Genomic DNA, 18,571 nt, shown 5'->3' on the forward strand with positions numbered 1-18,571 from the left:
CAACGTATTATAGGCGGTTATTAACATTATTTTTGGCATATTTCCAAAAAACACCGTTTGCATTAGCCACAGATATAGTGAGCCCTCGCCAGCCATCCAGTATGCCGAGGCGAAAAAAATAAGTGCGTATAAATGCAAAAAGTGCCTTGAGAAATATGAGTGAAAAAGGGTGGTGCTTGAGTTTTTTTGATGATGCGCGAAGATCTGAATAGCGATTTATTTTATCAAGGAACTGGGAGAGATCGTTAATGGCAAGGTGTTCAATTTTTCCATTAAGCGGAGAAACTTCTGTATTTTTTTCTAAGTTTACTGACTCATGAACAGCGGCATCATTAAAATTACACGTGTTACGATTAAACAGTCGAACTAACCAGTCATTTCCCCAGCCAGAGTGATGAACGGGTTTACCCAGCATCCAGTTTTCGCGCAATATTTTACCAGCCTGTTGAGGTGTTGCAGTGGCGACCCAGTCATTAATTGCAGCGTTGAGCTCTTTTGTCGGCGCTTCATCAGCATCTATTGATAAGATCCAGTCATATTTTGCTAACGACACGGCAGCACGTTTGGTAGGGCCAAAGCCTAAAAATTCACCATGGTGTAATGTTGTATTGGAGTAGGCTTGTACAATGCTACATGTTTCGTCTGTGGAGCCGTTGTCATATACCACGACATCGTCATAGCACGTCAAGGCGTCTAGTGTTCGGCTAAGTGTCGCGGCCGCATTGCGAGTAATGATAACGACGCTCACATCCATAGACATTTATTCAAACCCTGCTCTGGTGGTTGGTAGATACAGTACTATACCAGGGTGATGGCAACGATTTGTATGAGGGCAATTTGCATATTATTCACGTTAACCTTGCCAAAGGTTTTCGCGGTGGAGAACGCCAGACAGCGCTGCTAATTCAAGCCTTGCAACGGCATGTAGGTCAGCAAACGCTGGTATGCAGAAAAGATTCTCCATTGCGTAATGAGCTTCAATGCATTGAGAACTTAAGGTTCGTGGATGCTAACCAGCAGATGGCTGGGCATAGGCAAGCCGGCCGTGCATCGGTGGTGCATGCTCATGAAGCTAAAGCGGTACACTGGGCGTGGTTGCATAAGCGTATATACGGTACACCCTATGTGGTGACTCGCCGAGTGGATACACCCATTAAAGATAAATGGGTGAATCGACTGTTCTATCGTGATGCAGATCGTTGTGTCGCTATTTCATCGATTATTCGACAACAGCTATCACACTGGAATAAGAATGAAGTATTGACGATTCCGAGTGCGATGACGGGATTTACCGCGGACGCTCAAGTCGCTGCTCGCTTTCGCGCTAGCTACCCAGGTCGCTTTATTGTCGGTCATATTGGTGCGCTAGTTGATCGTCACAAAGGTCAGCGGACACTGCTTGAGGCTGCAGCACGATTACAGCATAGCTATCCTGAAGTGCTGTGCGTTTTTTTTGGCCGAGGTGAAGACGAGGATGAGCTTCGCTTGGAAAGCAGTCACTTAAAAAATGTTGTATGGGCTGGCTTTAAGCCTAATATTGGTGATTTTATTCCAGCGCTGGATCTGTTTGTTTTTCCATCTCGCAATGAGGGGCTAGGATCAGTTCTTTTAGATGTTATGGATGCAAACGTGCCTATTGTTGCTAGTAATGTTGGCGGCATTCCTGATTTAATTAAGCATGGTGAAACAGGTTTTTTAGTAACACCAGGAAATAGTGAAGAAGTCGAGGGCTGGATAATAAAGCTAGCAAAAAACAAACAGATGAGAGAGTCTGCTGTTGAGAATGCACGCCTTCTTTTAGAACTTTATAGTAAAGAAAAAATGGCTGAAAGTTATCTCGATGTCTATAAGGAAATTGTTTTTAAATGAACGACTTTTTAAAAGTTAAATGCATCGCTATATTTTTACATAATAGGCCTTTTTTTGGTGCATATGTAGTTCATATTCCTTTTTTAGTCGCTGTTAAGGAAAGGTATCCAAATGCTAAATTGGTGGGTATCTCTAAAAGTTCAGGGGCAGATTTCCTAGTTGAAGCAGGTTTTTTAAACGAGCTTGAAGTGATTGACGGCTTTAGCACCACTAGCTTAAATAAAAAATATAATTTCGATATTGGTTTTAACTTGCGTCCTTCTAGTGTTGGGACTTCTCTGCAAATGTTAAAGCTGCGAATTCCTTATAGAGTAGGATTTAAAAAATTTGGAACGTTTTATACGCACTCGGTACCTCTTGATGTAACTACCTACAGGGCAGACCTTTTCTTGTCCCTTCTAGGGATATCATCAGCATTAGATATTGCTCCCTGTTTGAAAAAGCACATTGAGTCTGATGGAGTATTAAATAATAAAATTGTACTTGCTCCTGGTGCTGGGGGCGAAGAAAAAAAATGGTCGCTTGCTAATTATATTCAGCTAGCAAGAAAGATTTCTGAGTTAAGACCAGAAAAAATTGTTTTTCTTACAGGACCAAAAGAAGAAGAGGAAAAGAAAATCCTTGAGCAAGAAGGGTTTTCTGTTATTCATAGCCCTGATGTAAATACTCTTTTTAGGTTGGTAAATGGTTGCAAACTATTTGTTAGCAACGATTGTGGTCCATCGCATGTCGCTCATATAATGGGGGTTAATCAAGCTGTTGTTTTTAAAGAATATTTACCTGAATGGTTTCTTGAGAGAGATAACAGTGGTTACGTTTCATCACAAACAGACCTTTCATCAATTACTCCTGACGAGCTAATAAACTGCGTATCGAAAATCCTCGCGTGTGATGTTGGCGCTGAAAAATAAAGGTTAACGGTTATAACCTTTTAATATGGTGGGCAGCACACTATGGCAATGGAATTTTTTTAGCGACCTTGCTAGGCGGTTTATATTGTGTTCCTGCCACTTGCCTGGTGGCCGTAGGCGGCAGCGGTCCAGATCAATCAACCAGGGTTCACCATGGGGGGCAATCAAGATATTGCGCGCATTTAGATCAACATGATCAAGGCCTGCTTGATGGAAGCGCTTGATCATTGCGCCAACGCGCTGAAGTAACGCCTCATCTGCTCCCCCTGCCGCCAATAAGCTAGCCAGCGCCTGAGCGCCTGGAATCCTAACGGTGATGAGCGCGGCTTCATACGTAGGGCCGTAACGCATAACACAGCAGGCAACGGGGCGTGGCACTGGCAGTCCCTGGTCATACAGCGCAGCGTTTAAGCGCAACTCGCGAAACGCACGGGTGCGTTCTTCACCCAGCCACAGATAGCGTTTCTCGCTTAGCTTGGCGATCAATCCACCGCGGCGATAAGGGCGCAATACCCACTGCTCTGAATCACTGGCCTTTAAGAAAAAACTGCTACCCCTTCCTGGTGCTTCCCCGACGATTAAATTACGCTCACGCCAATAGGCCTGATGGAATAGATCAGGATGAAGTGGGTGTGACTGCCCTTGAGATCCATGTTGCGACAGTTGGTGTGACGTGGCAGCGTCACTTAAACTGTCTACATCATGTAAAATCAGCCAATTTCTTTGCCGGAGTGCCGCTAAGCGCATGAAGCCCTCTCTGCCTGCTCAACCTAACCATATTGCCATTTTGCGCCTCTCCGCGTTGGGAGATGTGTGCAATCTTGTGCCCACGGTGCGTGCGTTGCAGCGCCAATGGCCGCACGCTCGCATTACCTGGATAATCGGCAAGGGGGAGCACAGTTTACTGGCGGGGCTTTCTGGGGTCGAGTTTGTTGTCTATGACAAGTCCACCGGTCTTGCGGGCATGCGCGCCCTGTGGAAAGAGCTTTCCGATACTCGCTTTGATGTACTGCTGCACATGCAGCAAGCGATACGCGCCAGCGTGCTTTCGCTTGGCCTCAAGGCCAATGTACGAGTGGGCTATGATAAGTCGCGCGCCAAAGACGCTCAGCACTGGTTTACACAGCATCAGCTTGCGCCGCATCCTAACGCCCATGTGTTGGAGTCGTTTATGGACTTCGCTCGCTTGCTCGGCGTAGAAGATGATCGATTGGAGTGGAATCTGGCCGTACCACCGCTGGCCTATGAAGAAGCCCGAGGGGTCAGTGGCGATACGCCATATCTGGTCATTAATCCTTGCAGCAACGCACGGCTGCGCAATTTCCGCAATTGGTCAGTGGAAGGCTATGCCAGCGTGATTGAACATGCCTGGGTACACCATGGTCTGAAGAGCGTGTTGACCGGTGGGGGGAGTTCATTAGAGCGAGAAATCGGCGATCAAATTGAGGCGCTATGTCAACCGGATAGCGTCATTAATGCTATCGGCGGTACATCGCTCAAAGGAGTGCTGGCGTTGATTGACAATGCCCGTGTGGTCATTGCCCCCGACACGGGGCCGGCGCATATGGGGAATGCCATGGGTACGCCCACGCTTGGCCTCTATGCGACCACCAATCCCCAGCGTGCCGCGCCTTATTGTTGGCGGGATTTTGCGGTCAATGCTTATCCCGAAGCGGTTCGCACGTATCTGAATAAATCCGTCGATGAGGTTAGCTGGGGACAGCGAGTACGCCATGCGGATGCCATGGATTTGATCAAAGCCGACGACGTGATTGCTAAGCTAGACGCGCTGCTGGCGTATACCGCAGTGCCGCCAACAACAGGACCTTTGGATGAGAGTTGATTTAACCGCCCTGGAACATGCCCGCGTATTGGTGGTGGGGGATGTGATGCTCGACCGCTACTGGCATGGTGGCACGTCGCGTATTTCACCCGAAGCGCCGGTGCCGGTGGTGCGTGTCGAAGATGCTGATGATCGTCCCGGTGGCGCGGCGAATGTGGCACTGAATGTGGCCTCTCTAGGCGGCCACGTTTCCCTGGCAGGTGTGGTGGGAGAGGATGAGAACGCCGAGCTGCTGACGTCACGTTTGGTATCTTCGAATGTGAGTACTTACTTTCAACAAAGCCCAGAGATACCAACGATTACCAAGCTGCGTGTGATGAGTCGTAATCAACAGCTACTGCGGCTGGATTTTGAGCAGCGCCTCGATGGTGTCGATACCACTGCTCTGCTGGAGCAGGTCGAAAAAGCGCTGCCTGATTGCGATGTGATGATTCTTTCTGACTACGGTAAAGGAACGCTTAACCAGGTTGAGACGCTGATTCAGATGGCGCGTGCTTTCGGCAAGCGAGTGCTGGTCGACCCGAAAGGCCAAGATTTTAGTAAGTATCGTGGGGCCAGTTTAATTACGCCTAATTTAACCGAGTTTGAAGCGGTGGTTGGTCACTGTGCCAATGACGATGTTCTGGCCCAGCGCGGAGAAGCGTTGCGCGCTGAGCTTGAGTTAGAAGCGCTGCTGATCACTCGCAGTGAAAAAGGTATGACGCTTATTCGTGAAGGCCAAGCACCGCTCCATTTGCCCACCCGAGCCCAGGAAGTGTTCGACGTAACCGGCGCAGGCGATACCGTGATTGGCCTGATGGGGCTCGCGCTGGCATCAGGCCATGCATTGCCAGAAGCGATGATGCTGGCCAACTTGGGGGCGGGCTTGGTGGTAGCCAAACCGGGAACGGCGACGCTCTCGATAGCCGAGCTCTACACCGCGCTACACGGCGACAAGCTGGCTGAGTTCGGGGTGATTGACCAAGTCCCGCTGGTCGACGCCGTGCGTGCAGCCCAGCTGCGTGGCGAACGCGTGGTGATGACCAATGGCTGCTTTGATATTCTTCATGCAGGACACGTGGCCTACTTGGAACAAGCCAAACGCTTGGGGGATCGCCTCATCGTTGCGGTAAATGATGATGCCTCTATTGGCCGTTTGAAAGGCCCTAAACGGCCAATCAATCCGCTTAATCGCCGCATGCAAGTACTGGCTGGATTAGGCGCTGTCGATTGGGTCGTGCCATTTAGTGACGATACTCCCCAAGCGCTAATTGAAGCCGTTTTGCCGGATATTTTGGTGAAAGGTGGCGATTACCGCCCTGAAGATATTGCAGGAGGGGAGGCCGTTATCGCCAACGGCGGCGATGTAAAAGTACTTGGCTTTGAAGATGGCGTATCGACCACCGCAATGATTAGCTCCATCCTGGATCGCGAGGGCTAATGGCGTCGCCGATTTGGCCTCGGCTTGTTTATTCAGCGGTGCTCTATATATTGTCGCCGCTTATTGGCTGGCGCATCTGGCGTGAGCAAGTACTTACTTACTCGCGCTTGCAGCGGCTTGGTATGCGTTTGGGTAAGCTTCCCCCTGGGCCGCGAATTTGGTTGCACTGTGCCTCGGTGGGGGAAGTGCGCGCTGCCCGCCCGCTAATAGAGGGTTTGCTGGCGCGTTACCCTCAGCACAGCCTGTTGTTGACCACAATGACCGCGACGGGTGCTCAGCAGGTTCAAGCACTCATCGGTGAGCAAACCGCGCCAGATCAAGTAAGGCTTGCTCACTGCTTTCTTCCTTTGGATTTTCCGGGCGCGGCCAAGCGTTTTATTACCCGCGTGCAGCCCACTCTTGCCATTCTGTTTGAAACCGAACTGTGGCCCAACCTACTGCACGCTTGCCACCAACAAGCAGTACCTGTCGCAGTCGTCAACGGGCGGCTATCGCCACGAGCCTTTGCACGCTATCAGCGCTTGCGTTCGTTAATGGCGAGTGCATTAGCTAACGTCACATGGCTGGCTGCTAAATCTGCCCAAGATGCCGAGCGCTTTCAGGCACTGGGTTGCCGCGCAGCAGTAACTCAGGTCGTTGGATCGTTAAAATTTGAGATGCCCTCTCAGGTAAAGGCTCTGAAAGAGAGTGAGTACTTACTTCAATCTTGGGGCGCGCGCCCAGTGTGGGTGGCAGGTTCCACCCGCGACGGGGAAGAAGCACTGCTCTTGGAGGCTCACCGTCAGCTATTGAAGCGCTTTCCAACAGCGTTATTGGTATTGGTGCCGCGACACCCGCAGCGTTTTGACGAAGTGGCCAAGCTGTGTTCCCAAGGCGGCTGGGCACTCAGCCGTCGCAGCCAGCAGCAGGCCGTGACGCCACAAACGCAGGTTTACCTGGGGGATACGCTAGGTGAGCTGGCAACGCTGTATGCAGCAGGGCATGTGGCCTATGTTGGCGGTAGTTTGGTACCGTTGGGCGGCCACAACGTACTGGAGCCTGCTGCGTTGGGTAAGCCAGTGCTCTGCGGCCCTTCACTTGACAACTTTAGCGATGTGGCTGAGCCGCTGTTAGCGGCAGGCGCGTTAAGCGTTGTGGAAACACCCGAAGCCTTAGCCGACGCGCTGGCCGAGCGGCTGGCAACGCCATCATTTGCTCTGCAAATTGGGCAGGCTGGGCGAGAGGTGATTGAAGCCCATAGAGGCGCATTGGCGCGCACGCTCGATGGGCTTGGTCAGTGGCTAACGTAACGCGGTTCGTTCTACGCCGTCCGTTTTACCTAACAGCAGTACATCGGCACCGCGCTGGGCGAATAAACCGTTCGTGACGACGCCTACAATGGCATTAATACGCGCTTCCATGGATGCTGGGTCGTCGATCATAAAGTCAAAACAGTCGATAATTTGATTGCCATTATCGGTGACTACTCCTTGCCGATAGACGGGGTCAGCACCTAGCTTGACCAGCTCTCGAGCGACGTAGGAGCGTGCCATCGGAATAACTTCTACCGGTAGCGGGAAGTTGCCAAGTTGGTTCACGTATTTCGAACCATCGGCAATGCAAATAAATCGCTTGGCGCAGGCGGCGACGATTTTTTCCCGGGTTAGCGCTGCGCCACCCCCTTTAATCATTTGTAAGTTAGCGTTTACTTCGTCTGCACCGTCGATGTAAAAAGGCACATCGCCAACATTGTTCAGCTCGAATATCTCAATACCTAGCGCCTGTAGACGCTTAGCACTGGCTTCTGAGCTGGCAACGGCACCTTTGAAACGATCTCTTAGCGGGCCTAAACGATCAATAAACAGGTTCGCTGTTGAACCTGTGCCAATACCTAGCACGGTATCTTTTTCGAGATGAGGCTCAATCTCTTTAACTGCAGCATCCGCTACGGCCGCTTTCAATTCATCTTGGGTCATCATATTTTCCTGCGTCAGGGTTAGGCAGTGTTCTCTAGTATAACGGCCTTAGCGCCCACTGCCGATGGAAACGCCGCTAGACGACGCTAGGCGTAATCTGCTACCAATAAAGGCTTTGCTCTCTCCCGTCAGGGTCACGTTATTTTTTTGGGATTCCCGCATGCTCGAAGCAACCGTCAAAAAGATCCTCCAAGCCCGCGTTTATGAAGCCGCTTGTGAGACCCCTATTTCACCCGCTCCCTTTTTGTCGCGTCGTTTCAATAACCAAATTTTGATTAAGCGCGAAGATCTTCAGCCAGTGTTTTCTTTCAAGATTCGTGGTGCTTACAACAAAATGGCCCAGCTAACGGAAGAGCAGAAGGCCAAGGGCGTGATTGCGGCATCGGCGGGCAATCATGCCCAGGGTCTGGCTATGGCAGCCAAGTTGATGGGTGTGAAAGCGGTTATTGTGATGCCGCGTATTACGCCCGATATTAAGGTTCAGGCAGTACGTGCCCGCGGTGCTAAGGTTATTTTGAAAGGTGATGCATTTGCTGCTGCTGCTGAGCATGCTCAAGAATTGATTAGAGAGCATGGCTATACCTATATTCCGCCGTTTGATGATATCGATGTGGTCGCAGGTCAGGGCACCATTGGTGTTGAAATTCTGCGCCAGCACAGCGGCCGTCTAGACGCTATTTTTATTCCTGTCGGTGGCGGCGGCTTAATTGCAGGCGTCGCAGCGTATGTGAAATATCTGCGCCCAGATATCAAAATCATTGCCGTAGAAGCCGAAGACAGTGCCTGTTTAAAAGCCGCGCTAGAAGCCGGGGAGCGGGTCGTGCTGGATCAAGTTGGCGTGTTCGCGGAAGGTGTCGCCGTCGCGCAAATCGGTGAAGTGCCTTTTTCTCTGGTACGTGACTTAATCGACGACGTTATCACGGTGAATACCGATGAGATGTGCGCAGCGGTGAAGGATATCTTTGAAGATACTCGTGCCGTCGCAGAAACGTCAGGGGCGCTTTCGCTAGCTGGCTTGAAGAAATATGTGCAGCAAACCGGTGCTGAAGGCGAGACGTTGATATGTATTAACTCTGGCGCGAATACCAATTTTGATCGTTTGCAACATATTGCGGAACGCACCGAGCTGGGTGAGCAGCGTGAAGCGATTTTGGCGGTGACCATTGCGGAAAACCCAGGCAGTTTTAAAAAGTTTTGCCGCACGCTGGGTAAGCGCATGGTCACCGAGTTCAGCTATCGCTATGCAGATAATAGCGAGGCTCATATCTTTGTGGGTGTTCAAGTTAAACCGGGTGGGGAAGACCGCCAGGCGGTGATTGATAAGCTTCGTGAAGCTGGCTATCAGGTTGAAGACTTGACCGACAATGAGCTGGCAAAACTTCATATCCGCCATCTTAGCGGTGGTCGGCCTAGCGAGCGCTTTGAAGAAGAGCTCTACCGCTTTGAGTTCCCGGAGCGCCCTGGTGCGCTCATGAACTTTTTAACCCAGCTACCCCATGATTGGAATATTTCACTGTTCCACTACCGAAATCATGGTGCTGCCTACGGTCGTGTATTGGTCGGTATGCAAGTACCGAGCAGTGATCAAACCCATGTCGCAGAGTACTTAGATGCGATTGGTTACCGTTATTGGTGGGAGAGTGATAACCCAGCATATCGGCTCTTCATGGCGTAAATAATTGTAAGTGATCACTAACCCCGAGGTGCAGAGCTGTTAAGAAAAGTGAACTTTTGAAAACGTTTAATGATGCGTTAAAAATTGCACTGAAAGCAGTTGTCAGTCCTCCCCTATAGCCCTATAGTCGTGGGCGAAATTAATGAGGTGTGTCATCTTTTTAGAAACATTGTCTAGATGACACATTAAGGACATTTGGCAACCGTGAAAGACGTTGGAGATGAGGCATGCGGCGTAAAAAGCCTGATATGGTGATGGCGCTAACAGTGGTGTTTTTACTTGGGGTACTCGCCACCGGATACGCGCAAGCGCTATCGGGGAGTTAACTTACTAAGTTGATCACAGCACTTTCAGCGTAAACGCTGCGCCAAACTAGTCGAGGTTGATATTTAAAACGGGCTGATCTTAATGATCAGCCCGTTTTAGTTGGACGAATAATCCTTATGTCACTAGCTATCACGTCCAACGGAATATCCCAAGGTTCGATGGGTAGCGCATCCACCTGTTGGCAGGCATGAGCTACGCCTATGAGTGTCGGTACTGGCCCTTGGCGGCGGCGCATAAAAGCGAGGCTACGATCATAGAAACCACCTCCCATGCCCATGCGATTTGCTTGCTTATCAAACCCTACCAGCGGAACAATAAGCGTATCTAGCGCCCAAGCCGGCAGGCGATTGCGCTTATCGGCGGCAAATCGTGAGCAGGGCTCTGCGATGCCAAAACGATTTTTAACCATGGGGGTGGATTCGCGGTAGGCAACAAACCAAAGGCTATTAGTCGATAATGGGCGCAATACCGGTAAGTAAATGCTTACTTTTCGCTGACGAAGCCAAGGTATTAATGGTGTCGGGTCTATCTCGCCGTTAACCGGTAAATAAAGGCTAATGCGTTTCGCGCGACGGATTTCAGGTAGCCCTTTAAGGCGCTGGCAAAGAGCGGCAGCGGCTTGTTTTTGCTGATCTAGTGAAAGGATACGGCGTCTGCGTCTAAGCTCACGGCGAAGCGCAATTTTATCGCCTGATGAACTGCGGTCAGCAGTATCGTTCATAACGAGCTACTCATGACGAGCTAACCAAAACTAAGTGTTCCCCAGAATGCCGCTGTCGTTCTGGCCCTGAACCTACTGGTTCAGGTGGGTGGCCGCAGCCAAACCGTCAGGCTTTCCGACGCACGGACGTGCACACGGGTTTGGCTAGCATTTGGCCCCCTGGGTACTTCGCATAGGCTCGAGGGACTATAACGACTGGCGTACACCCCAGAGAACATCTCTATCCTAACAGAGCCAGTGATAATGCCAAAGAGCCGACAGCAGGTTCTTACGGTTCTTTTTGTTGGCGTGTATCTGCTAGTGCCCGTTCAAGGCGGTCGTTTAGGCGGCTAAGGTTTGCTTCGCTCGCGCGGTGCTCATCCATAATCTCAAGCAATTCATGGGTGATATTCAGGGCTGCCATCACTGCAACCCGTTCACTGCCAAGGGCGTTGCTTTGGGCGTGAATACCATTCATCGCGCGATCTAAATAGCGAGCAGCACGTTCAAGCTTAGCTTCTTCGCCAGTGTCGCAAGCAATCATGTAGCTGCGACCCAGTAGGGTGATTTCTTTGGTTGGCCGCTTCGCGTTACTCATCAAAAACTCCAGCACAGGTCATTTTGTTGACCAATGCGTTAACATCGCTGCATAGGAAGGATAGTTGGCATTCACTATAAGAGAGCCGCTTATGTGGGGTCAACGCACAGGCGCGCGCGCCGTAAGATTCCTTCTGCGGTTTAACACCCTTTTAGACATGTTGTTACGACGACTTCATTCCCCATTTTGTATAGCGAGCAATGCCCATGTCCCTAATCAATGAACGCCAGGATTTTTCTGACGTCGCGGATGTTTTTCTTCTGCATGGAAGTATGCAGTCGCCCGCGTTTTTGGATGGCCGCCTAAGTGGTCTATTAGCGCTACGTGACGTGACGGCTGAAGCATGGCTAGAAGAAGTATGCCTAAGCTTAGGTGTCGAGCAGCCGCGAGATCCTGCTAGCGCTGAACGCTTACTAGGTTGGCGGCGTCAAACGCTGGAGGCATTGAGCGCCAGCGATTTGAATTACACACCGCTGCTACCCGATGAGCTTTTTTCACTCGCCGAGCAAGCCCAGGGGCTAAAAGAGTGGACGCTGGGTTTTATGGAAGTTGTTGAGGACGTAGCTGATGAGGCGCTACGCGAACGCTGGTCTAAGACGCTTCAAGAGGCCATCGATGATCTCGCAGGACTCGTACAGATCGAAACCGATATCGAGGATAGTCCTGAAAACGAAAATGATCTATTTGCGCTGACGGAACACGCGCGTATGGCGGCAATGCTGCTCTACACCGAGCAGCACCCAGGAATGCCCCAGGTTGAGCAGACCGACGCCCCCGTTCATTAATACAGGAGTTATCTATGTTGCCTGAGTTACTGCCTCGCCCCGCCGCTATTGCGCCGGCAGAATACCGCCAGCGCCGAGAAGCGCTCATCGCCCAGCTGCCTGCCAATGCTGCGCTAGTGGTGCCAAGCGCTGCCTTGGTAACGCGCTCTCACGATAGCGAATACGCGTTCCGCCAGCAGAGTGATTTTTACTACTTAACCGGCATTCAAGAGCCCGATGCGTTGCTTGTAGTGCTGCCTGGGCGCGAGGCAGGCCAAAGCGTGGTGTTTTGCCAAGACCGCGACGCCACTATGGAAACCTGGACAGGTAGACGACTAGGAGCCCAGGGCGTTGAGGCTCAGCATGGCATTGATCAAGCGTTTGAAAATGCTCAGCGGGAAGAGCTGTTACCAGGTCTATTGGCAGGCCGCGAACTGCTCTACCTGCCATTAGATAATCCCGAGGCGCTGAGTATTGCAGAAGAGGCGTTGGCCTTCGCTCAAGCTGGTCTACGCCGAGGTAAGCCAGCATTGAAAGGATGGTTGGATAGCCGCCCGCTTATTCATGAGATGCGCCTTATTAAAAGCCCTGCTGAAATTTCCTTAATGCGCCATGCGGCCGCTATTTCAGCAAAGGCGCATACGCGTGCGATGCGTGTCTGCCGTCCAGGGTTAAGCGAGTATCAGTTGCAGGCAGAGTTAGAGCACGAATTCGTTTGGCAAGGTGCTAGCGGGCCTGCGTATAGCACCATTGTTGGTGGTGGCGTTAACGCTTGCGTGCTGCACTATATTGAGAACAGCGATACGTTGCAGGCCGATACACTTGTGCTGATTGACGCAGGGGCCGAGTTCGACCTCTACGCTGGGGATATTACCCGTACGTTCCCGGTTAATGGTCGGTTCAATGACGCTCAGCGGGCGCTTTATCAAGTGGTGCTAGATGCGCAAGAGCGTGCAGTGCACGCCGTCAAGCCGGGAGCCACGCTGGCGGATATTCACCAAGGGGTCGTGAGGGATTTAACCACTGGACTGATCAGTCTCGGGTTGTTAGAGAGCGATGTACAGGCGTGCATTGACGATGAGAGCTATCGGCGCTTCTACCTGCACTCTACGTCCCATTGGTTGGGGCTAGACGTACACGATGTAGGAACTTATCGGTTGGATGAAGAGACACCGCGCCTGCTAACCGAAGGCATGGTCGTCACGATTGAGCCTGGTTTATATATTCCCTGCGATGATGATATTCCTGCCGCTTACCGCGGAATTGGAATTCGTATTGAAGATGACGTCGTGGTGACCCGCGATGGGCATGAAGTACTTACGTCAGCCGTGCCAAAGCGAATTGCTGATATAGAGCAATTAATGGTTAATAAATAAGCAGTAAAATTCTATTGATATTTGTTTATGTAATTTACATTACGAAATTACATTTGCTGGGTTTGGTTTATCCGTAGGAGATGGCAATGCATAAGACTCAGCAGGTAAGACAGCAGCAAGCAGCTACGCTCACCCACGATATCGTTATTGTGGGAGGCGGGTTGGTCGGTGCCAGCTTGGGCTGTGCGTTAGCGCCGTTGATTGAGCGCTACGGCTGGCGTGTGGCAATTGTTGAAGCGGCAGCCTTACCTGAAAACGCTGAGAAGTCAGCGTGGCAGCCAAGCTTTGATGCTAGGGCCAGTGCTATCGCTGAGGGCTCTGCCCAACGCTTTCGCCAACTGGGTGTTTGGGAAGCGATGCGCAGTGAAGCTACCCCGATCAAGCGCATTCATATCAGTGAGCGGGGTCGCTTAGGTGCCACGAGGCTTAGTGCTCAGGAGCTGGGAGTGTCGGCATTGGGGCATGTCATTCCTAATGCTTGGATGGGGCGCGTGCTGCATCACCATCTTCAGCAACTGCCGATTGAGTGGCACTGCCCTGCAACGGTGGCGCAACTCACGCCACAAGCTAACGGCCACCGCCTGGTGCTTTCCGATGGCAGTGAACTAACGGCAGCGCTGACAATTCTCGCTGATGGCGGGCGATCTGGGCTGAAAGAGCAGTTGGGCATCAGTAGTCGCCACCGCTCTTACGAGCAAACAGCCGTCATTGCCCATGTCGGTATTAGTCAGCCCCACGAGGGGGTTGCCTATGAGCGCTTTACAACAGAAGGGCCAATCGCACTGCTGCCACTGCCTGGCCAAGCGATGGAGCTGGTCTGGACGCATGCCAGCGGCACAGAGCAGGCGCGACTAGCGCTCTCCGATTCGGCGTTTTTACGCCAGCTACAAGCTGCCTTTGGTGATCGAGTCGGGCGTTTTACTCGGGTGGGGCAGCGTTTCAGCTACCCACTTTCGCTGATTACCGCGGAAGAGCCAGTTCGACCTGGGTTGGCGGTGTTGGGAAATGCTGCCCATGCGCTTCACCCGGTAGCGGGTCAGGGGTTCAACTTGGCACTGCGCTCAGTGATGGATCTGGTCGAAGCGCTAGCGCAGGGCGCTCAGAACCAACGTACTCTTGGTGATATGGACATGCTACTCGCCTTTGAGCAGCGTCGTGCGCAAGACCGTGCCAATGTCATCCGGTTTAGCGATGGGTTAGTGCGTCTATTTGGCTATTCGCTGCCCCTACTGCCGCATGCCCGAGCAGCTGGCCTGGTGGGGCTTAATTTAGTGGGCCCGCTTCGCCGCAGCTTGGCACGCAGAGCAATGGGTCTGGAGCGCTGATGCAACAAGCAGCTAAGGGAACGTTATGAAAACGCAAACAGCGGCAATAGATGTGCCGGTTGAACGTTTTGACGCGGTGATCGTAGGCGCCGGAATGGTCGGCACGGCGCTAGCAGGGCTGCTGGCTAACGCTGGGATGCAAGTGGCGTTGGTAGAAACCAAAGCAGCACCACTGCGCTTAGATGCCTTTGGTGACCATCCGCCTGCCCCCAGGGTGAGTGCACTGACGCCGGTTTCTCAGCGGCTGCTCTCACATTTGAAGGCGTGGCCCGCGATGGCTGCTACTAGGATAACGCCTTACCGTTATATGCAGGTGTGGGATGCAGAAGGCAGCGGTAGCATCCATTTTTCCGCCGATGAAGCAGGTGCGCCCGTACTTGGACATATTGTTGAAAACGATGTGACATTGGCCGCGTTAAATGAGCAGGTGCTAGCGCTGCCTTCAGTTAGCACTTTCTTTGGAGTGGGCGTGGAGGCTTTGCAAACCTCGGATAACGGGCGCTGGTTAGTGCTGGATGACGGCCGACAACTGAATACGCCATTATTAATTGCTGCAGATGGTGCACGCTCCACCATGCGTGAATTGGCAGGGATATCGGTGGCTGAAGAGTCTATGCAGCAAGAGGCCGTTGTCACCACCGTAAGGTGTGAAAAGTCCCATGGCGACACGGCTCGCCAGGCTTTTATCGCTGGCCATCCACTGGCTTTTTTGCCGTTAACAGTGAGCGGTGATGATCGCTACTGTTCGATTGTCTGGTCGACCACCCCTGAGCATGCACATCAACTTACATCGCTCTCTAGTGATGCGTTGGGGCAGGCGCTAAGTGAAGCCTTTGACTACCGTTTAGGCCAGGTGAGTGCCGTCGATACAGCCTATCGGTTTCCGCTGATTCAGCGCCACGCAGCTCACTACGTACAGCCTAATTTTGCCTTGGTGGGCGATGCGGCCCATAGCATTCACCCGCTAGCGGGGCAGGGCGTTAACCTAGGATTTATGGATGCGGCAGTGCTGGCTGAGGAAGTGATTAATGCATGGCAGCGAGGAGCCCCCTGGGGGGCGCTGACCACGCTGAGTCGCTACGAGCGGCGTAGGCGCTTCGATAACAGCGCCATGCTAGGGCTGATGAAAGGGTTTAAAGTGCTTTTCGGTAGCCAGGTGCCTGCATTGACGCTGGCGCGCAATATGGGAATGAGTGGTATGAACCAGTTGGTGCCGATAAAACGACTGGTGATGCGGCAGGCAATCGGAGAGCGAGGACGCCTGCCGCAGTCGTGTCGTTAACGGCGCCGACGATCCACCACGTTCAATGCTTTGAGTAAGTTCAGTGCTTCACTGAGCTGATAGTCCTCGCGTAGGCGCTGAGACATTTCAGCCCGCTCCCGGGGCATTGCGTCTTGGCCGCTTAGATGACCATCAAGATCAGCTTCGCGGATTCGACGTTGCCCCTCAGCTATTTCCAGCCGGCCGCGCACCACTTCCACATCAGGCTCGATACCTTGTGCTTGGATTGAGCGCCCATTGGGGGTGTAGTAAAGCGCGGTTGTCAGCTTAAGACCTTCACCATTGCCAAGCGGCATGATCTGCTGCACGGAGCCTTTTCCAAAGCTTTCGGTACCCATTATCACCCCGCGGCGCTGGTCTTGAAGCGCCCCTGCGACAATTTCAGCAGCCGAGGCGCTACCACTGTTGATCAGTACAACGAGCGGCACATCACCAGCGGGTGTCTCTGGCGATGCCGAAAACGACATTTCGGTGTCAGAAAGTCGTCCTTCGGTGTACACAATCAGTCCTTCATCCAGGAACAGGTCGGCAACGCCAACGGCGGCCTGCAAAACGCCACCTGGGTTATTGCGTAAATCGAGAATGAGTCCCTCAAGTGGCTGCTCTCGGGCCATACGTTCTAACGATCTGCGTGCCTGCTCTGGGGTGCGCGACTGAAACTGGCTAATTCGCAAGTAGCCATAGCCTGGCTCCAGCACTTCATGCTTAACGCTTTCATTGCGAATCACTTCGCGCGTTAGTGTGAACTCACGCGGAGACTCTTCACCCGCCCGCAAGACGGAAATACGCAGTTGGCTACCCGGTTCGCCACGCATCAGGTTAACCGCCTCTTGAAGCGATAAGCTGTCGGTTGGCGTTCCATCGATAGCCACAATCACATCACGGGATAACAGGCCCGCTCGTGAAGCCGGTGTGTCATCGATGGGGGTAATAACTATTAGCTGCCCGTTTTCTGTGCCTACTTCAATACCAATACCGCCAAACTCACCTTGGGTGGATTCGCGCAGGCTTCGGTACTCTTCTTCATCTAAATAGGCTGAATGGGGATCTAGTTCGCTGAGCATGCCTCGCATGGCATTACGCAATAACGTGCGGTCGTCAACCTCTTCGACATAGCCACGTTTAATGCGCTCAAACACCTCAGCAAAGGTCTGGATCTCTTCAAGCGGTAGGTCATCAGCAACGCTATTTGCAGACTGAGCCACTAAGGGGAGAGGAGCAGTCAGCAGTACAAGCGGGAGCAGGGTAGCCAAAAAGCGCTTGGCAGGGGCCGATACCTTGGTAACAGATAGCGTCATGCGGACTCCGCTAGGCGAAAGGCAGCGCCAGAAGGCGCTGCATAAGTTGAGACATGATTGTTAATTCATAGGGGGCAGCTTATCCCGTCAGCGGCGTGCAATCCAACGTTGTGGATTAATTGGTTCACCGCTACGCCGCACTTCGAAGTAAAGCGCGGGGTTGGTCTGCCCGCCGCTGTTGCCGACACGTCCAATTTCAGTGTCACGGCTTACTTGTTGGCCGGGCCGCGCACTAAATTGTTGCAAGTGAGCATAGAGCGTCATGATCTGGTCACCGTGATCAATAATCAGCAGGTTGCCAAAGCCACGCATCCAGTCGGCGAATACCACGCGGCCTGTATGAACGGCTGTAACTGCACTGCCCGAATCTGCTCGGATCACAATACCGTTATAGTGCACGCCGTCTCTACGCTGGAAGGTTGCCGTAATGGCTCCTTGAACGGGCCAGGGTAAATCGCCCTGCGTGCGGGTGATATGTGTGGTCGGTGTTGGCTCGGCTAAACGAGCTAGCTCCGCTTGTATCGCCCTTAGCTGCTGCTCGGCCTGCTCACGGCTTTGATTTAGATCGGCTAAGCGGTCCTCTTCGCTGCCATAGCGATCATCCAGGGTCGCTACGACGCCACGCCGTTCCTCGGTTCGCTGAGCGAGTATCGCGCTTTGCTCTTCTAGCTCGTCGGCTAATGCATCAAGGCGCGTTTGACGCTCGCTGAGCGCTTGCTCGGTATCTGCCAGTGCGTTGTCGAGGCGGCTTATATCCGTAAGGCGTTGCTGACGCGCCTGAGTCAGGCGATTTAGATACGCCTGCATTCGATCCAGCTCGGCAGGATCGCTTTGGTTAAGGAGCAGTTTTAACTGGGGTGTTGGCCCCAGTCGATAAAGGGCTGCCAGCTGTTGGCTCAGCGCAGCGTATTGTGCTTCACGCTCCCCTTCCAAGCGCTCTCGGTGCTGGCGAAGTTGGGTCGTTTCGTCGGCCAGTTGACGGCGCTCGGCCTGAAGTTGATCCAGGCGCTGGTGAGTCTCGGCAAGCTCCGTTTCCACATGGCGCAGCTCACGCTCGGCGCTATCCCGCGCTTGCCCGGTCGCACTGAGGCGCTGGGCAGCCGCTTCGATCTCCTGGCCAATCGCATCCAACTGTTGGCGCGCGGCATTTTCATTTGGCTGGGCTAAACTTGCTGGCGCATAACCTAACGCCAGCATGAGCGCGACAGCTAACGTCCATCGCATCAGC

Annotated in this window: 17 protein-coding genes and 1 other RNA gene; 10 read left to right on the forward strand and 8 right to left on the reverse strand. The window is 52.6% G+C overall.

Annotated elements, in window-relative coordinates; all coding sequences use genetic code 11:
* Positions 1–7 precede the first annotated feature (7 nt).
* Positions 8–760, reverse strand: a complete 753-nt coding sequence (locus J4377_RS00060) for a glycosyltransferase family 2 protein (RefSeq protein ID WP_038479964.1) — start codon at positions 758–760, stop codon at positions 8–10.
* Positions 761–837: 77 nt separating this feature from the next.
* Here J4377_RS00060 and J4377_RS00065 point away from each other — a divergent pair, with 77 nt between their 5' ends.
* Both J4377_RS00065 and J4377_RS00070 read left to right on the forward strand, forming a co-directional pair.
* Positions 838–1,869, forward strand: a complete 1,032-nt coding sequence (locus tag J4377_RS00065) for a glycosyltransferase family 4 protein (protein ID WP_120385989.1) — start codon at positions 838–840, stop codon at positions 1,867–1,869.
* Positions 1,866–2,780, forward strand: coding sequence for a glycosyltransferase family 9 protein (locus tag J4377_RS00070; RefSeq protein ID WP_120385988.1), 915 nt, complete (start codon positions 1,866–1,868; stop codon positions 2,778–2,780). The genes J4377_RS00065 and J4377_RS00070 overlap by 4 nt, the downstream gene beginning before the upstream one ends.
* 3 nt (positions 2,781–2,783) lie before the next feature.
* Here J4377_RS00070 and J4377_RS00075 read toward each other — a convergent pair whose 3' ends face one another.
* Positions 2,784–3,527 (reverse strand): 3-deoxy-D-manno-octulosonic acid kinase, encoded by a 744-nt coding sequence (locus J4377_RS00075; protein ID WP_120385987.1) that lies wholly within the window; start codon positions 3,525–3,527, stop codon positions 2,784–2,786.
* Here J4377_RS00075 and J4377_RS00080 point away from each other — a divergent pair.
* Genes J4377_RS00080 through waaA form a run of 3 tightly spaced genes read left to right on the forward strand, consistent with a single transcriptional unit; the run spans position 3,526 to position 7,332 of the window.
* A complete protein-coding gene (locus J4377_RS00080; protein ID WP_253486356.1) occupies positions 3,526–4,623 on the forward strand; it encodes a glycosyltransferase family 9 protein in 1,098 nt (365 codons plus the stop codon). The two genes, J4377_RS00075 and J4377_RS00080, sit on opposite strands and share 2 nt — an antisense overlap.
* The gene (hldE, locus tag J4377_RS00085) at positions 4,613–6,043 is read left to right on the forward strand and encodes a bifunctional D-glycero-beta-D-manno-heptose-7-phosphate kinase/D-glycero-beta-D-manno-heptose 1-phosphate adenylyltransferase HldE (RefSeq protein WP_038479978.1); all 1,431 of its coding nucleotides are present in this window, start codon (positions 4,613–4,615) and stop codon (positions 6,041–6,043) included. Before J4377_RS00080 ends, hldE begins: the two co-directional genes overlap by 11 nt.
* Entirely contained in the window at positions 6,043–7,332 is a 1,290-nt protein-coding gene (waaA, locus tag J4377_RS00090; protein ID WP_253486357.1) for a lipid IV(A) 3-deoxy-D-manno-octulosonic acid transferase, read from the forward strand. The genes hldE and waaA overlap by 1 nt, the downstream gene beginning before the upstream one ends.
* Here the strand turns inward: waaA and rpiA are convergent.
* A complete protein-coding gene (gene rpiA / locus J4377_RS00095; RefSeq protein WP_038479984.1) occupies positions 7,324–7,998 on the reverse strand; it encodes a ribose-5-phosphate isomerase RpiA in 675 nt (224 codons plus the stop codon). The genes waaA and rpiA overlap by 9 nt on opposite strands.
* Before the next feature lie 160 nt (positions 7,999–8,158).
* Here rpiA and ilvA point away from each other — a divergent pair, with 160 nt between their 5' ends.
* Positions 8,159–9,673 carry a threonine ammonia-lyase, biosynthetic gene (gene ilvA / locus J4377_RS00100; protein ID WP_253486358.1) on the forward strand — a complete coding sequence of 505 codons (1,515 nt, stop codon included), beginning with the start codon at positions 8,159–8,161 and terminating at the stop codon, positions 9,671–9,673.
* A gap of 412 nt (positions 9,674–10,085) precedes the next feature.
* Here ilvA and J4377_RS00105 read toward each other — a convergent pair whose 3' ends face one another.
* The 3 genes from J4377_RS00105 to J4377_RS00115 form a co-directional block, all read right to left on the reverse strand.
* The gene (locus J4377_RS00105) at positions 10,086–10,721 is read right to left on the reverse strand and encodes a 5-formyltetrahydrofolate cyclo-ligase (RefSeq protein WP_253486359.1); all 636 of its coding nucleotides are present in this window, start codon (positions 10,719–10,721) and stop codon (positions 10,086–10,088) included.
* A 34-nt stretch (positions 10,722–10,755) separates the two neighbouring features.
* Positions 10,756–10,938: non-coding RNA, 6S RNA (gene ssrS / locus J4377_RS00110), on the reverse strand.
* Positions 10,939–10,989: 51 nt separating this feature from the next.
* Entirely contained in the window at positions 10,990–11,298 is a 309-nt protein-coding gene (locus J4377_RS00115; RefSeq protein WP_009723371.1) for a cell division protein ZapA, read from the reverse strand.
* 206 nt (positions 11,299–11,504) lie between these two features.
* On the opposite strand from J4377_RS00115, the gene J4377_RS00120 reads away from it, so the two are divergent.
* The 4 genes from J4377_RS00120 to J4377_RS00135 all read left to right on the forward strand — a co-directional run bounded on the left by J4377_RS00120 (position 11,505) and on the right by J4377_RS00135 (position 16,045).
* Positions 11,505–12,083: a UPF0149 family protein gene (locus J4377_RS00120; RefSeq protein WP_038479993.1), complete on the forward strand. Its 579-nt coding sequence runs from the start codon at positions 11,505–11,507 to the stop codon at positions 12,081–12,083.
* A 14-nt stretch (positions 12,084–12,097) separates the two neighbouring features.
* On the forward strand, positions 12,098–13,438 hold the full coding sequence (gene pepP / locus J4377_RS00125; RefSeq protein ID WP_253486360.1) for a Xaa-Pro aminopeptidase: 1,341 nt from the start codon (positions 12,098–12,100) through the stop codon (positions 13,436–13,438).
* A gap of 86 nt (positions 13,439–13,524) precedes the next feature.
* On the forward strand, positions 13,525–14,763 hold the full coding sequence (gene ubiH / locus J4377_RS00130; protein WP_095603325.1) for a 2-octaprenyl-6-methoxyphenyl hydroxylase: 1,239 nt from the start codon (positions 13,525–13,527) through the stop codon (positions 14,761–14,763).
* A gap of 25 nt (positions 14,764–14,788) precedes the next feature.
* Entirely contained in the window at positions 14,789–16,045 is a 1,257-nt protein-coding gene (locus J4377_RS00135) for a UbiH/UbiF/VisC/COQ6 family ubiquinone biosynthesis hydroxylase (protein ID WP_198348713.1), read from the forward strand.
* On the opposite strand, the gene J4377_RS00140 is transcribed toward J4377_RS00135, so the two are convergent.
* A complete protein-coding gene (locus J4377_RS00140) occupies positions 16,042–17,343 on the reverse strand; it encodes a S41 family peptidase (RefSeq protein ID WP_120385981.1) in 1,302 nt (433 codons plus the stop codon). The two genes, J4377_RS00135 and J4377_RS00140, sit on opposite strands and share 4 nt — an antisense overlap.
* Before the next feature lie 87 nt (positions 17,344–17,430).
* Positions 17,431–18,567 (reverse strand): murein hydrolase activator EnvC, encoded by a 1,137-nt coding sequence (locus J4377_RS00145; protein ID WP_198348712.1) that lies wholly within the window; start codon positions 18,565–18,567, stop codon positions 17,431–17,433.
* Positions 18,568–18,571: the final 4 nt, after the last annotated feature.

It is taken from the genome of Halomonas sp. XH26 (assembly GCF_024138895.1).
Lineage (GTDB): Bacteria > Pseudomonadota > Gammaproteobacteria > Pseudomonadales > Halomonadaceae > Vreelandella > Vreelandella alkaliphila.

Coding starts and splice junctions, on each gene's coding strand:
- J4377_RS00060 (WP_038479964.1), bottom strand. CDS start 760: ATGTCTATGGATGTGAGCGTCGTTATCATTACTCGCAATGCGGCCGCG.
- J4377_RS00070 (WP_120385988.1), top strand. CDS start 1,866: ATGAACGACTTTTTAAAAGTTAAATGCATCGCTATATTTTTACATAAT.
- J4377_RS00080 (WP_253486356.1), top strand. CDS start 3,526: ATGAAGCCCTCTCTGCCTGCTCAACCTAACCATATTGCCATTTTGCGC.
- J4377_RS00075 (WP_120385987.1), bottom strand. CDS start 3,527: ATGCGCTTAGCGGCACTCCGGCAAAGAAATTGGCTGATTTTACATGAT.
- hldE (WP_038479978.1), top strand. CDS start 4,613: ATGAGAGTTGATTTAACCGCCCTGGAACATGCCCGCGTATTGGTGGTG.
- waaA (WP_253486357.1), top strand. CDS start 6,043: ATGGCGTCGCCGATTTGGCCTCGGCTTGTTTATTCAGCGGTGCTCTAT.
- rpiA (WP_038479984.1), bottom strand. CDS start 7,998: ATGACCCAAGATGAATTGAAAGCGGCCGTAGCGGATGCTGCAGTTAAA.
- ilvA (WP_253486358.1), top strand. CDS start 8,159: ATGCTCGAAGCAACCGTCAAAAAGATCCTCCAAGCCCGCGTTTATGAA.
- J4377_RS00105 (WP_253486359.1), bottom strand. CDS start 10,721: ATGAACGATACTGCTGACCGCAGTTCATCAGGCGATAAAATTGCGCTT.
- J4377_RS00115 (WP_009723371.1), bottom strand. CDS start 11,298: ATGAGTAACGCGAAGCGGCCAACCAAAGAAATCACCCTACTGGGTCGC.
- J4377_RS00120 (WP_038479993.1), top strand. CDS start 11,505: ATGTCCCTAATCAATGAACGCCAGGATTTTTCTGACGTCGCGGATGTT.
- pepP (WP_253486360.1), top strand. CDS start 12,098: ATGTTGCCTGAGTTACTGCCTCGCCCCGCCGCTATTGCGCCGGCAGAA.
- ubiH (WP_095603325.1), top strand. CDS start 13,525: ATGCATAAGACTCAGCAGGTAAGACAGCAGCAAGCAGCTACGCTCACC.
- J4377_RS00135 (WP_198348713.1), top strand. CDS start 14,789: ATGAAAACGCAAACAGCGGCAATAGATGTGCCGGTTGAACGTTTTGAC.
- J4377_RS00140 (WP_120385981.1), bottom strand. CDS start 17,343: ATGACGCTATCTGTTACCAAGGTATCGGCCCCTGCCAAGCGCTTTTTG.
- J4377_RS00145 (WP_198348712.1), bottom strand. CDS start 18,567: ATGCGATGGACGTTAGCTGTCGCGCTCATGCTGGCGTTAGGTTATGCG.